Raw genomic sequence first — 13,673 nt, forward strand, 5'->3', positions numbered from 1 at the left:
CCGGTCTGGTGTTTGATAGGCACGTGACCGCGGACCGGAGCGAAGGCGAGCAGCGGCTCGTCGAGAAGGCGCAGCGCGCGCTCGTCGCCATCAGCCTTGGCGAAGACGCGGAGGCGCTGGAAGAGGTCACGCCGTCGTCCGAAGAACCGGGCGAGCGCTCCGAAGAGACGAAGGCGCTCATGTTGCTGCTCTTCGGCGAGTGCAGCGCGATGGTGTCCACGCTGGGTGACGGTGGCACGGCGCCGGTCAAGGTGCAGGTGTTCGACGAAGCGGGCGAAGAAGTCTCGATCGACCAGGCTGACCCGCCGGTGCGCACTGCGGTCCGTACGCTGCTCGCGGAGGTACACGGCAACACTGCGGCCGCGCGCGAGCAGGTGGAGATCGCGCTCGCCAGCGCGGCTCCCGGCGAGGTCGACAGCCTCCTGCTGCAGGCGCTGCGCTGGACGATCCGGCTGTCGGTCGAATGCCTGGAGCGGGACCTGCCGGTGGCCGGCTGGATCTCCGACGCCGTCGCGGGCTGACCGTCCCGGCGATCGCCCCAATGTGGCATTCGGTGCATGTGACGCACCCAATGTGGCATTCGGTGCGTGAGATGCAACCAATGCCACGTTGGGGTGCTTTCGGCTGGGCTGGACACGTCGGTTAACGAGCACTAACATCGGCGGCGGAGTTAACGACCGCTAACGTCTCGACGGGGAGTCATGGACACGCCGGTACTGCGCAGCTCCGCGGACCCGCGGAGCGACACTTTCACTCGTAGCGTCACCTCACACGGCGAACTGCTCGAGGACCTGCACAAGCGGCTGGCCGAGGCCCGGCTCGGCGGTAGCGAGAAGTCCCGGGCCCGCCATGTGGAACGCGGCAAGTTGCTGCCGCGCGACCGCGTGGACACGCTGCTCGACCCGGGTTCGCCGTTCCTGGAGCTCTCGCCGCTCGCGGCCACCGGGCTGTACGACGACGAGGCGCCCTCGGCAGGCATCATCACCGGCATCGGGCGGGTGTCCGGCCGGGAATGCGTGATCGTGGCCAACGACGCCACGGTCAAGGGCGGCACGTACTACCCGATGACGGTGAAGAAGCACCTGCGCGCGCAGGAAGTCGCGCTGCACAACAATCTTCCGTGCATTTACCTCGTCGACTCCGGTGGCGCGTTCCTGCCGCGGCAGGACGAGGTTTTCCCGGACCGTGAGCATTTCGGGCGCATTTTCTACAACCAGGCGACCATGTCCGCGCGCGGTATTCCGCAGATCGCCGCTGTGCTCGGCTCGTGCACCGCGGGTGGCGCGTACGTTCCGGCGATGAGCGACGAGGCCGTGATCGTGCGCAACCAGGGCACGATCTTCCTCGGCGGTCCGCCGCTGGTGAAGGCGGCGACGGGCGAGGTGGTCACCGCTGAGGAGCTGGGTGGCGGCGACGTGCACTCGCGACAGTCCGGCGTCACCGACCATCTCGCCGACGACGACGCGCACGCGTTGCGCATCGTCCGCGACATCGTCTCCACGCTCGGCCCGCGCACGCCGCGGCCGTGGGACGTGCAGGCGATCGAGGAGCCTTCCGCTGACCCGCGTGAGCTGTACGGCGTGGTACCCACGGATTCGCGCACGCCTTATGACGTCCGCGAGGTGATCGCCCGGGTCGTTGACGGCAGCCGGTTTTCGGAGTTCAAGAAGGAATACGGGGCCACGCTCGTCACCGGTTTTGCGCACATTCACGGGCATCCGGTCGGCATCATTGCCAACAACGGCGTGTTGTTCGCCGAGTCCGCGATGAAGGGTGCGCATTTCATCGAGCTGTGTGACCGCCGGTCGATTCCCTTGGTGTTCCTGCAGAACATCACCGGATTCATGGTCGGGCGCGCGTACGAGGCTGGTGGGATTGCCAAGCACGGCGCGAAAATGGTCACCGCGGTGGCGTGCGCGCGGGTGCCGAAGTTCACCGTGATCATCGGCGGGTCGTTCGGTGCGGGTAACTATTCGATGTGTGGCCGGGCGTATTCGCCGCGGTTCCTGTGGATGTGGCCGAATGCGCGGATTTCCGTGATGGGCGGGGAACAGGCGGCGTCGGTGCTGTCGACGGTCCGGCGCGACGCGATCGAGGGTCGCGGCGGTGAATGGTCCACAGAGGACGAAGAGACGTTCAAGGACCCGATTCGTGACCAGTACGAGGAGCAGGGCAGCCCGTACTACTCCACGGCGCGGCTGTGGGACGACGGCGTGATCGACCCGGCGGACACCCGCACGGTGCTCGGCCTCGCGTTGTCGGCCGCCGCCAATGCTCCTTTGCCCGAAGTCAACTACGGCGTTTTCCGGATGTGATGAGGGTGTTCGAGACTGTTCTGGTCGCCAATCGCGGGGAAATCGCCGTCCGCGTGATCCGCTCGCTGCGCGAGCTCGGAATTCGTTCCGTCGCGGTGTACAGCGATGCGGACGCCGACGCGCGCCATGTGCGTGAGGCGGACACCGCGGTGCGCATCGGCCCGGCTGAAGCCGCGAAGAGCTACCTGTCGATCCCGGCGATTGTAGCGGCCGCAAAGGAAACCGGCGCACAAGCTGTTCATCCGGGATACGGTTTTCTCGCCGAGAACACCGCGTTTGCGCGGGCGTGCGAGGAAGCCGGGCTGGTGTTCATCGGCCCGCCGCCGGAAGCCATTGACAAAATGGGCGACAAGATCCGGGCGAAGGCAACAGTGTCCGCGGCCGGAGTGCCGGTGGTGCCTGGTGCGTCCGATGTGGACATTCCGGAGGGCGGGTTTGCCGCCGCTGCCGCACGCGTCGGATATCCGCTGCTGCTGAAGCCGTCCGCTGGTGGTGGTGGCAAGGGTATGCGGCTCGTCCACGAAGAGTCCGAATTGGACGCTGCGATCGAGTCCGCGCGCCGGGAGGCGAAGGGCTCTTTCGGCGATGACACGCTGTTGATGGAGCGGTTCGTCACCACCCCGCGGCACATCGAGATCCAGGTACTGGCCGACCAGCACGGAACGGTGCTGCACCTCGGCGAGCGTGAGTGCAGTCTGCAGCGACGGCACCAGAAGATCATCGAGGAAGCGCCGTCGGTGCTGCTGGACGAGGCCACGCGGGCGAAAATGGGTGCGGCGGCAGCGGAAGCCGCGCGGTCGGTCGGGTATGTCGGCGCGGGTACGGTCGAATTCATCATGTCCGCGCACAATCCGGACGAGTTCTTCTTCATGGAGATGAACACGCGGCTGCAGGTGGAGCACCCGGTCACGGAAATGGTGACCGGCCTCGATCTGGTGTCCTGGCAGGTGCGGGTGGCGGCAGGGGAGCCACTCACGCTGAAGCAGGAGGACGTGCGGCTGGACGGCCATGCGGTCGAAGCCCGCGTGTACGCCGAGGATCCGGCGCGTGGGTTCATCCCCACCGGCGGCACGGTGCTGGCGGTGCACGAGCCGTCGGGCGACGGTGTGCGGGTCGATTCGTGGATGACCCGGGGTGCGGTGATCGGGTCGAATTACGACCCGATGCTGGCGAAGATCATTGCGTATGGCCCGGATCGTGCTTCGGCCCTGCAGAAACTCGACCGGGCGCTGGCTGACACCGCGTTGCTCGGCCTGGGTACGAACGTCGCGTTCCTGCGCGGTCTGCTCGCCGACGACGACGTGCGCGCCGGTCGGCTGGACACGGAACTCGTCGACCGGCGACTGTCCGAATTGGTCTCTTCTGATGTGCCGCCGGAGTTTTTCGTTGCTGCGGCAATGGATCGGCTGCTTTCGTTGCAGCCGTCCGGTGCAGTGGTGGACCCGTGGGACGTGCCGAATGGCTGGCGGCTCAGCGGTCCGGGCGGAGTCACTTTCCGGTTGCGTGCCGGGGAATTCCAGGCCGTGGTCCGGGTTGAAGGCACCCCGGCGGATGCTTCGGTGACAGTGGACGACGCTGAGCCGGTGCGGGTTTCCGCGCGTCGTGAAGGTGATCTGCTGGAGGTTCGGCGCGCTGACGGCCTGGAGCGGTACCGCTTTGCCGACGGTCCGGATAGGACAGTGTGGCTGGCTCGGGAGGGTCGGTCGTTCGCATTCGCCGACCAGGAGGTGTCGCTGGCCGCACGCGGCGAGGCGGCGGGTGCCGGTCCGGTGAAGAGCCCGATGCCGGGCACCGTGCTGGTGGTGAAGGTCGCCGAAGGTGACGTGGTGAGTGCCGGGGTGCCGCTGCTGGTCGTCGAGGCGATGAAGATGGAACACACTGTCACGGCTCCGATCGACGGTGTGGTGAGTGAGCTTTCCGTGCGGGCGGGCCAGCAGGTCGCGCTCGACGAGACGCTGGCCGTGGTGAGCGCAGCAGAGGAGAAGCAGTGATCGACTTCCGGCTGGACGAAGAGTACGAAGCGCTTCGCAAGACGGTCGAGGACTTCGCGCACAACGAGGTCGCGCCGGTGATCGGACCGTTGTACGAGAAGGAGGAATTCCCGTACGACCTGGTCGCCAAGATGGGCGAGATGGGCCTGTTCGGCCTGCCTTTCCCGGAGGAGTTCGGCGGCATGGGCGGGGACTATTTCGCGCTGTGCCTCGCGCTGGAGGAGCTGGCGCGGGTCGACTCGTCGGTCGCGATCACGCTGGAGGCCGGGGTTTCCCTCGGCGCAATGCCGATCTACCGGTTCGGGACGCAGGAGCAGAAGGAAACCTGGCTGCCGAAACTGACCACGGCCGAGGCACTCGGCGGGTTCGGCCTCACCGAGCCCGGCGGCGGGTCGGATGCGGGTGCCACGCGCACTCGTGCCCGGCTCGACGGTGCCGAGTGGATCATCAACGGCAGCAAGGCTTTCATCACGAACTCGGGTACGGACATCACGCGGCTGGTCACCGTCACCGCGGTCACCGACGTGATGGAGAACGGCCGCAAGGAGATCTCGGCGATCATCGTGCCGTCGGGTACGCCGGGCTTCACCGTGGCGCCGAAGTACTCGAAGGTCGGCTGGAACTGCTCGGACACGCACGAACTGTCCTTTTCGGACGTCCGGGTGCCTGCCGAGAACCTGGTGGGCAAGCGGGGCCGCGGGTACGCGCAGTTCCTGTCCATTCTGGACGAAGGCCGGGTCGCGATCGCCGCGCTGAGCGTGGGTCTGGCGCAGGGTTGCGTGGACGAATGCCTGAAGTACGTGAAGGACCGGGTCGCGTTCGGCCACCGGATCGGCGAATACCAGGCGATCCAGTTCAAGGTCGCGGACATGGAGGTCCGCGCCCACACCGCGCGTCTCGCGTATTACCAGGCGGCGTCGAAGATGCTGCGCGGCGAGCCGTTCAAGAAGGAAGCGTCGATCGCGAAGCTGGTGGCGTCGAACGCAGCGATGGACAACGCCCGCGACGCAACGCAGATCTTCGGCGGGTACGGCTTCATGAACGAGTTCCCGGTGAGCCGGTTCTACCGGGACGCGAAGATCCTGGAAATCGGCGAGGGCACGAGCGAGGTCCAGCGGATGCTCATCGCGCGGCACCTGGGGGTCGGTGCTTGATCGTCTGCCTGATCGAGTGCTTGCCGGGTGCTTGCGGGAGTGGCAGGTTGATGCGGTAGCCGCGTACCCGGCAAGATGCCTGCAGGACGAACTGCAGGAGGCGCGACATGGTTTCCCCACCGGCCCGGCTGGCCGCCGCCGCGGCGAACGTCGTGGGCAAGGTGTTCCAGGGTGGGGTCGCCGACCTGCGGCCGATGCCCCGGGTGCTGATCGACCAGGGCCCCAACCGCTCGGTGTACCGCATGACGCACGGCGCGGCGGAGGTGTCCGGGCCGCCGATCCTGCTGGTGCCGCCGCTGGCCGCGCCCGCCCTGTGCTTCGACCTGCGCCGCGGCTGCAGCCTGATCGAGCACCTGGTGGACGCCGGAAGGCCGACGTACCTGGTCGACTACGGCATGGTCGCCTTCTCCGACCGCCGCCTCGGCATCGAGCACTGGATCGACGAGGTACTGCCGCGCGCCATCCGCAAGGTGAGCCAGGACGCGGGTGGCCAAGGGGTGCACCTGGTGTCGTGGTCACTAGGCGGGATTTTCGCGATGCTGGTGGACGCGGACCAGCCGGACCTGCCGATCGAGTCGATCACCGCCATCGGCTCCCCGGTGGACTTCACGGCCATCCCGATCGTCGCCCCGTTCCGCCCGTTGGTGGACCTCACCGGCGGCCACCTGCTGACCCCGGTGTACCGCGTCTTCGGCGGCGCACCGTCCTATTTGGTCACCCGCGTTTTCCGCGCGACGGGGATTTCGAAGGAAATCACCAAGCCGTTGGCCATCCTCCGAAATCTGGACGACCGTGACTATCTGGCCCAGATCGAGGCGGTCGATCATTTCATGGACAATATGTACGCTTATCCCGGGCGTACCTTCGGGCAGTTGTATCACCGGTTGTTCCGGACCAATGATCTCGCCGAGGGGACTGTCGATCTGAACGGGCGGAAGATCAGTTTGTCCGACGTGAAGGCGCCGATGCTGGTGGTAGCGGGGGAAAACGATACGATCGCGCCACGGGCTTCGGTGGAGCGGGTGGTGCAGTTGCTGGAGAATGCGCCTGAGGTGCAGTTCCGGACTGCTCCGGGTGGGCATTTGGGGGTCCTGACGGGCCGCCGCGCACGGGGGACTACATGGCGGTATTTGGATGAGTTCCTGGATGAGCGTTGATCTCCTGCGGGCTGCTGGCGTCGGCATTTGGTAACAGCTAGAACGACTTCGTCGTCTACCGCCGTGGGAGCCATCGATGCCGAAGCCGAAGACTTGCCCGGAATGTTTTGGCTCGGGGATGGATCGAGACCGCAAGCCCTGTCCACGGTGTGGCGGGTTGGGGGATGTGTATGAGTTCCGCGTTGTCAGATGGATAGCGTGGAACGGCTGAACCTGCTGGTCGGTGCTTGATTGCGCCGAGGACGGACAGCCCCCGGTTGCCAGGCATCGCACGCGACGTTGTCCCGGCTACTGCCGTGGTTCGTACCGCAATGCAACCGCACCCGAGGCAAAGTCCTGACGGTCCACCAGCTTCAGGTCGACGTAATTTGCGAGCCCAGCGAACAAGGTCGGTCCATGGCCCGCCACCCTCGGGTGCACGATGAACTCGTACTCGTCGATCAAGTCCAGCTCCGCCAGCGCCAGCGGGAGTTGCACGCCACCCAAGAGCAGGCCGTTGCCCGGCTCCTGTTTCAGCTGCTCAACGGCGTGCTGCAGGTTCCCGCGCACGAGTTCCGCGTTCCAGTCCACCTGGTCGAGCGTGCTCGAGACCACGTACTTCCGCGCCGCGTCGATGGTCCGGCCGAAGGGTTCCATCCACTCCGGCAGTTCCGCAGCCCGCTTCGACGGGCGCCATGCGGACTCCATCATTTCGTAGATCACCCGGCCGAAGAGGAGTGCATCAGCCTGCGCGAGGATGCCCTCCGCGTGCCGGTGAAGCTCCTCATCGGCGGGGATGGCCCGATGATCGCAGCATCCGTCCACCGTGACGTTGATCGAATACCGAAGGGGTCGCATCGGGCTACTTTAGTTCAGCGGACGACTTCCCCAGAACCTGTCGAGCAACGATGAGCTGCTGAATCTGCTGCGTCCCCTCGAAGATGTCCAGAATTTCTCAGCTGGGTTTCGTCGACCTCGCTCCCTTCGCGGTAAATAGCCTCTGAACTGCGCTGATGCATCTCGCTAGTTCTCGTCGTCTGTCGCTGCTCCCTGGCCTCTGAAGGCCTGGAGACGGCCTGGCGGAACAGCCACACCTACCCCTGCATCCCGATACGAAGCCAGCACGCGGCCGGTGGTGCCGGGTCAAGACACGCTTCACCGTCTTGACGTGGTGCTACCGGCCGTTGTCACGATCAGGCGTCGGGATGGAGGTCCCTCACGACGATGCGTAACGGAGATCGAGTTACGAACGACCCGTATGTCACGACCGCTCGCAGAGGAGGCCAACGTTGGCTCTGGGGACTCGTGTGCCGCCGCCGCGCGGCGCTGCGCCAGGTGACCCGCTGGCGGCCGTACCGCCCTGTCGGCGGGCGAAGCGGAGCGGCTGCCCGCCGTGTCGGAAGCGGATGCGGCCGCCCAGGCGAGGGGCTACGTGCGCGACAGGCGCGCCGCCACCGGCGGCGCGCCCTTGATCCCATAGAGCCAAGTTCGGCAAGAGAGACGCTGCCATTTAGCACGAGGAGTCCGATGGAGCACCCGCCGTCTAGTGCGAAAGACTTGCTGGACAACGTGGCGCGTCTGGAGTCAGATTCCACCGGCGTAGATACCTTCGGACGCTATCGATGGCAGGCGAAGCAAGTGGTTCGCTTATGGATCGCGCATCTGAATAATGATCCCGATTTGAAGTACGCAGTATGTGAGCAGGTTGAAGATGTTGTATTGGTGTATTCGAACCATATTCGCTTCATTCAGCTCAAAACGCGGAACCGTGGATCGTGGAGTATTGCTAAAATGTGCAAGTCGGGAATCGAATCCCTGGCTCGCTCATATGCTGCCGCCCGGGAAGGCGGATGTCTTGCAATAGCGACCTTCGAGCTGTTCTTGGAAGGTCCGATCTCAGATGCTGCCGCAACGGTCAAATTCGTACATGATCCGACCTCGGCCGACGCATCTACGCGAACGAAGATTATAAAGGCTGGCGTACCCAAGGTTCACTTAGACGACTTCCTATCTAGATTCAAGGTGTATCCAAATCAGCCTTCAAGGTTCAATGTTGACGCCAAAGCGATCCTAGAAATCGGTCGAATCTGGCCTTCGATGAGTGTCTCTGAAGCTGAAGACTTGTATGGGAAGCTTCTTCAGTTAGTTGAATCCGCGCAATCGGCGGAGGTGGTTCTCAGTTTTTACTCACGACTGCTAGAAACGTTATCCTTTGTTGATCCGACGCAAACCCTCGATGCAACAAGACCTCCAGGTGACGCTGTAGTTAGCCGTCTCCAGGTTCTCAGCTGCGTGGTTCTCCGTGAGATTGCCCCTCTTACGCCAAATGTCACGTCGAGTGAAATACTCCAGCGGGTCAGGGACGGGAGTTCCGAGTCAGCGCTCGAGTTGAAGCTAATGACAGCCGGTGCTGACGATGAAACAACCAAAATAACTAAGTCGCTTCGAGCTGAGATGGAAATCGAACGGCAACTTCTACTCGCTTCGCGTCGAGATGCTGAAGAAGTCCTGGAAGAACTCGCCTCTCGAGTGTTGGTTGTTGCGAAATCCACGGCTCACAGGATTCATCAAGCAGGTATTGTAAACCCCGCAATTTTCTCCAAGCCTGCTGTGTCGATATCGCTAGAATTTCTCAGTAACCCGAGAATACTGGGAGATCTCGACCGCAAGGACTTGTTCTCGCGAGACGGGCTCCGGGTCTACGGTTTTCTGGCGCATCTTTCGGATGAATGCCGTTTCCCTTGGAGATATGTCAGTGACCCCAAGTGATAAGCTGTCCTCGATGGAAGACGGTAGGCGTTCTCGTACGAGCAGGAACTTGTATAGGGCTACTCCTGAGTCTGAAGCGCGAGTGCTGCTTTTGATTGACGAGTTCAGTCGAGGGAAAAATGGGCGAGAACGAACTCTCGAAGGCCGGGTAAAACTTGCCAAGCTGGACTTTTTGATCAGGTATCCGAAGCATTTCTCGCGAGTGATAGCTATGCGTGGGGCTAGTGAGAAGGATCTATCTATACTTGACCAAACTGACTTCCCGCTTGATGCATCGCATGATGCGCTACCGTTACGGCCCCTGGGATCCGGCCTACTTTGCTATTCTGGGCTCATTGATCGGTCGAGGTCTTGTGGTTGTATCTCCACTGGGAGGGCGTCCTGGTTTTGGTTACAGGACAACGCCTAGGGGGGAGCGTCTTTCAAATGAACTTCGATCTGACGAAAGCTTCGCGCAAATCGTGGATCGATTGCGTCTAGCGAAAAAGTACTTAGATAAGTCTGGAACTACGCTGAAGAATTATCTCTATGAACTACCGGAGATTTCTGATGCTGTTTGGCGTGAGGAGTTAACTTGAGTATCACAACAAGCTCCAGTGACAACTTCTCAAGGGCGCGCAGTGTCGAACTAGTAAGATTGAATCTTATCGGCGGCGGCAGGGAAGTATACTTCAAGCCAGGTCTAAACATTGTGCAGGGTGAAATCTCTAGTGGCAAGACCACTTTTGTTCGACTCATTAGATCACTTCTGGGTGCAGTGCCATCGGGGCTGCCGCCCGAAACCGAGTTTATTAGCACTCTCCTTGGCGATATTCGCTTGAGCCAACATGAGTGGAAGATTTTCAGGCCGCTCGTTACTACTAATAACGCGCCTGTTGATGTGGCGGAGGTGCAGTCGGATGAGGAACGGGAAGCTGTGGCCTTCAGGTTGCCAGCGGGTGGAAAAGGGCAGCCATACAGTACCTTTCTCCTGGAGCAGCTTTCGATCCCGGCGGTGAGCGTTCCTCGTGCTCGCAGTAAGCCGACGGAGTCGGTCACGCCGGTGACGATGACGGACTGGCTTGGATACTGCGTGGTAACTGGAGATGAAATTGACACACAAGTTTTCGGTCATCATCATCCTTTTAGAGACGGGAAAAGGCGCGCGGTCTTTGAGCTTGCATATGGCTACTACAACGTGGAAGCGGCAAGGAAAGCGGCAGAACTTCGAAGTATTGAGCTTAGGTTAGAAGCAATAGATCGTGACTCGGAAGCGATCCGAACGTTGCTGTCGGCGACTCCCTTCTACGACGCCCCAGCGCTCGAAGCTGAGCTAGAGGAACTGCATCGTCAACTCGAAGGAATTCGTGAAGCGCAGATTCAACTTGGCGTCGACGTAGGTTCGATTCCAGGTGTAAGTGAACTGAGGTCTTCCGTCATTGCTCGGCGCAACGAGCAAGCAGAAATGTTGGAGGACATGCGGCGGATTGAAGTGCAGCTATCAGACTTGAGGGACCTGGAACGGCAACTCAAAAGTCAGGCGGCACGGCTGACTCGTGCGGTGGTGGCTGATGAATGGTTGGTTGACTTTGATTTTGTAGTCTGCCCAAGATGTGGTAGCGATATCAATCACGGGAGGGTGGACAAAGATCACTGCTACTTGTGTATGCAGGAGCCCCGTCGCGCCAGTTCGCGAGACGACTTGTTGGCTGAACAGGCAAGAGTTTCAGAACAAGTGGCGGAGACCGGAGAGGTAATACAAGCGCGTCTTGCAACGCTAGCAGATCTGAGGTCGCGGTTGCGAAAGCTGGAATCGAGTATAGGCGATGCCGCGGCGCAACTGGACCAGCTTACTGCCTCGTACGTTTCGGACAATGCGCAGCGTCTTGAATACTTTGCTGCAAAAGAGGCAGACCTCGAGGCCAATATAAAGCGTCTTCTTGAGTATCTTGAGGTTCATCAGAAGTTGCGGATACGCGATGAGGAGCGCACGACGCTCGAAGAAGAGCGTGAGCAGATATTGGCCGAAATATCCGGTATGGAACTTGATGATGCCACTCCGGAGGAAAATGTCAAGGCGCTAGAGAAAAGAATGCTTGAGTATCTCAAATTCCTGAACATTCCGGAGTTTGAAGACGGGCTTAGTGTAAAAATCAATAGAAGTAACTACCTGCCTATTATCTCTGGAAGAGATTTCGATAAGTTGTCAAGTCAGGGCCTGAAGACTCTCGTGAATATAGCTCATGCTCTAGCGCACCACACGGTCGCAATAGACAGAAACCTGCCGATGCCTGGCCTTCTGGTCCTGGATGGGCTCTCGGCCAATGCCGGCTATGAGGGCTTCGACATGGCAAGGGTTTCGGATATCTACCGCCTACTTCAGCGGATTGATAATGACTATCGTAATGCTTTGCAGTTGGTGGCGGTCGATAACGAGTTGCCGAGGGGTTTACTGCTCGACCTTGTCGATCGTGTTATATTGACTGTTGATCACAACGATCGCCTGATCAGGATCCCGGGGCAACGTGCCGAGGACAGGGGTGCTGAGTGATGGACGATCTGTAATTATAGGAAAGAAGCTCGCTGTGGCTCACGCTAAGAAAAATAGACAGGTCTATTATTTTCTAGCGAGTGACTAAGTCGCAACCTGATTGATTCGTGAATGTTCAGATCGAAGATACCTTCCTTATGAAGCCAGAGGACTTCTTTGCTTTCTCTGCTAGTGCGTAAGCTTCCTCCGGTCGTTTTGGCGCGGAAGCAAATTGAGAACTCTTGTCGGACCTCGCCGTCGTCGTAGGCGATGACGTGTCTTGGATCTGAGTACAGACCGATTACCTCCGTGACTTCGCAATCGATGCCTGTCTCCTCGCGGACCTCCCGGATCGCCGCCTCTGCCAGTGTCTCGCCGAGTTCAAGCTGGCCGCCCGGGATGGAGTACAGGTCGTTGTCGGTGCGCCTGATCATCAGAATTCGGCCTTCGTCGTCCTGGATGAACGCGGACACCGCTACCGCGATGCTGTTGGCCTTCGGCGCATTCGGGTCGTTGTAGTAGTCGACTCGGGTCATGCTGCCTTCCTAGAAGGTGGCGGGCTTGGCGAGGTTCCACACTGACTCGAAGCTTTCCGAGTACGTCTCGAAGAGGTCCCCGGCGGAAAGTCTCCGCAGGTGGAGAGAGGGGGCGTGGGCTCCCTGAAACCCGTACACGTGCGTATTGATGATCATCTCGTCGTCGAAGCGGAAGATCGAGTTGTAGAGCGTTGTGTTGTGGAACCGCATCTCCACTCCATCGACGCCGACCAAAGGCCGGTAGGACGCCAGTGCATTGCGGATGCGTGCGGCGAGCGTTCCGTCGCCGAGTTGCTCTTCGTCGCCGCGTAGGGCGACGCTGTCTCCGCCGGGTTCTCCGAACATCAGTCGGATTCTTGCGCCAGCGGCTGCCTTGGTGGCCAGGTCCTTGATGAACCGCGGGCGTTCCACTAGGAACAAGCCAGCATGTACCAGGATCTCGATGGTCTCCGATGCGTCCTTGATCAGCCGGTCCCACAATTCGACTGGGACGGCATTGCGGTGCGGGAAGACCTGCACAAGCTCGGCGGCGGCCGTCTCGGCTTTGCGCTCCGGGGCGACCGAGTCGGGCCACAGGTAGGTCTCTGACTCGCGCGCCATGGCAGCGATCTTGTGCCGGTGCTTGGGGTAGGGCGTCCGGCTCGTGGTGATCCAGCGCTCTACGGTCTTCTGATCGACACCGACCGCCATGGCGACCTGCTCCAGTGTCAGGCCGTTGCGAAGCAGCGCGTCGCGCAGGCGTTCGTTCGGCATCGAAACCCCCTTGGGACGTGTAGGGACGTCTTCGACGGTATCAGGGACGTCCCAAGATGTCCCGCCACGTGGTGATCACGTCCCGCGTTTTGACGGAGACTAGGCATCAGATCGCTGGGGCATGACGCCAGAGGTAGGCGTGAACGTTGAAACAGCCTGGTTCGGACAAGCGGGGCGGTAACCAGCCGACGGGCGAGGCGCGGGGAGGAGTAGGCGTGGCGAAAGGTGAGCCGAAGACGTTGCTGGACGCCCACGAGGTCGTGCTGGATCGTCGGCCGACGAGTGGTGCGAATCCTTCGGCATGGCGGGCGTTCCGGCTCGGCAACGCACGGTTGTACAAGGCTGTCGCGGACCTCGACCGGACTCATCACCATGAGGCGTTGTACTGGGCCGGATACGAGGAACGGAGGGCGGGCGAGATCTCGGCGCAACCTGAGGCGGAAGGCAAGCCTGCTGATTAGTACCGGGTAGATCGGCGAAACCACACGTTACGCCCGGTTGCGGAGGCAC

At 61.6% G+C, this 13,673-nt stretch carries 12 protein-coding genes; 9 read left to right on the plus strand and 3 right to left on the minus strand.

Annotation, left to right across the window (positions count from 1 at the left end; translation table 11 throughout):
* The first annotated feature begins 23 nt into the window (after positions 1-23).
* From OO71_RS33070 to OO71_RS33090, 5 genes are all read left to right on the plus strand, one after another.
* Positions 24-521: a hypothetical protein gene (locus OO71_RS33070; RefSeq protein ID WP_156096668.1), complete on the plus strand. Its 498-nt coding sequence runs from the start codon at positions 24-26 to the stop codon at positions 519-521.
* A 180-nt stretch (positions 522-701) separates the two neighbouring features.
* The gene (locus tag OO71_RS33075) at positions 702-2,315 is read left to right on the plus strand and encodes a carboxyl transferase domain-containing protein (RefSeq protein WP_033293868.1); all 1,614 of its coding nucleotides are present in this window, start codon (positions 702-704) and stop codon (positions 2,313-2,315) included.
* A gap of 5 nt (positions 2,316-2,320) precedes the next feature.
* On the plus strand, positions 2,321-4,306 hold the full coding sequence (locus tag OO71_RS33080; protein ID WP_033293954.1) for an acetyl/propionyl/methylcrotonyl-CoA carboxylase subunit alpha: 1,986 nt from the start codon (positions 2,321-2,323) through the stop codon (positions 4,304-4,306).
* On the plus strand, positions 4,303-5,460 hold the full coding sequence (locus OO71_RS33085; RefSeq protein ID WP_033293869.1) for an acyl-CoA dehydrogenase family protein: 1,158 nt from the start codon (positions 4,303-4,305) through the stop codon (positions 5,458-5,460). The genes OO71_RS33080 and OO71_RS33085 overlap by 4 nt, the downstream gene beginning before the upstream one ends.
* A 107-nt stretch (positions 5,461-5,567) precedes the next feature.
* A complete protein-coding gene (locus OO71_RS33090; protein WP_033293870.1) occupies positions 5,568-6,617 on the plus strand; it encodes an alpha/beta fold hydrolase in 1,050 nt (349 codons plus the stop codon).
* A 288-nt stretch (positions 6,618-6,905) separates the two neighbouring features.
* Here the strand turns inward: OO71_RS33090 and OO71_RS33095 are convergent, their stop codons facing one another.
* Positions 6,906-7,454, minus strand: coding sequence for a dihydrofolate reductase family protein (locus OO71_RS33095; protein WP_033293871.1), 549 nt, complete (start codon positions 7,452-7,454; stop codon positions 6,906-6,908).
* 669 nt (positions 7,455-8,123) lie between these two features.
* Between OO71_RS33095 and OO71_RS49465 the strand changes: the two genes are divergently transcribed.
* The 3 genes from OO71_RS49465 to OO71_RS33100 all read left to right on the plus strand — a co-directional run bounded on the left by OO71_RS49465 (position 8,124) and on the right by OO71_RS33100 (position 11,895).
* Positions 8,124-9,365, plus strand: coding sequence for a dsDNA nuclease domain-containing protein (locus tag OO71_RS49465; protein ID WP_162186143.1), 1,242 nt, complete (start codon positions 8,124-8,126; stop codon positions 9,363-9,365).
* Positions 9,366-9,610: 245 nt separating this feature from the next.
* Entirely contained in the window at positions 9,611-9,943 is a 333-nt protein-coding gene (locus OO71_RS50515) for a hypothetical protein (protein ID WP_156096669.1), read from the plus strand.
* Positions 9,940-11,895 (plus strand): hypothetical protein, encoded by a 1,956-nt coding sequence (locus OO71_RS33100; protein WP_211260689.1) that lies wholly within the window; start codon positions 9,940-9,942, stop codon positions 11,893-11,895. The genes OO71_RS50515 and OO71_RS33100 overlap by 4 nt, the downstream gene beginning before the upstream one ends.
* Positions 11,896-11,939: 44 nt before the next feature.
* On the opposite strand, the gene OO71_RS33105 is transcribed toward OO71_RS33100, so the two are convergent.
* Together OO71_RS33105 and OO71_RS33110 are read right to left on the minus strand one after the other, a co-directional pair.
* Positions 11,940-12,410 (minus strand): NUDIX hydrolase, encoded by a 471-nt coding sequence (locus tag OO71_RS33105; protein WP_033293873.1) that lies wholly within the window; start codon positions 12,408-12,410, stop codon positions 11,940-11,942.
* Between the two features lie 9 nt (positions 12,411-12,419).
* Entirely contained in the window at positions 12,420-13,163 is a 744-nt protein-coding gene (locus OO71_RS33110; protein ID WP_033293874.1) for a DUF5919 domain-containing protein, read from the minus strand.
* A 215-nt stretch (positions 13,164-13,378) separates the two neighbouring features.
* On the opposite strand from OO71_RS33110, the gene OO71_RS33115 reads away from it, so the two are divergent.
* On the plus strand, positions 13,379-13,624 hold the full coding sequence (locus tag OO71_RS33115; RefSeq protein ID WP_033293875.1) for an AMED_5909 family protein: 246 nt from the start codon (positions 13,379-13,381) through the stop codon (positions 13,622-13,624).
* The last annotated feature ends 49 nt before the right edge of the window (positions 13,625-13,673 follow it).

The sequence above is a fragment of the Amycolatopsis jejuensis genome (genome assembly GCF_000717335.1).
Classification (GTDB): Bacteria; Actinomycetota; Actinomycetes; order Mycobacteriales; family Pseudonocardiaceae; genus Amycolatopsis; species Amycolatopsis jejuensis.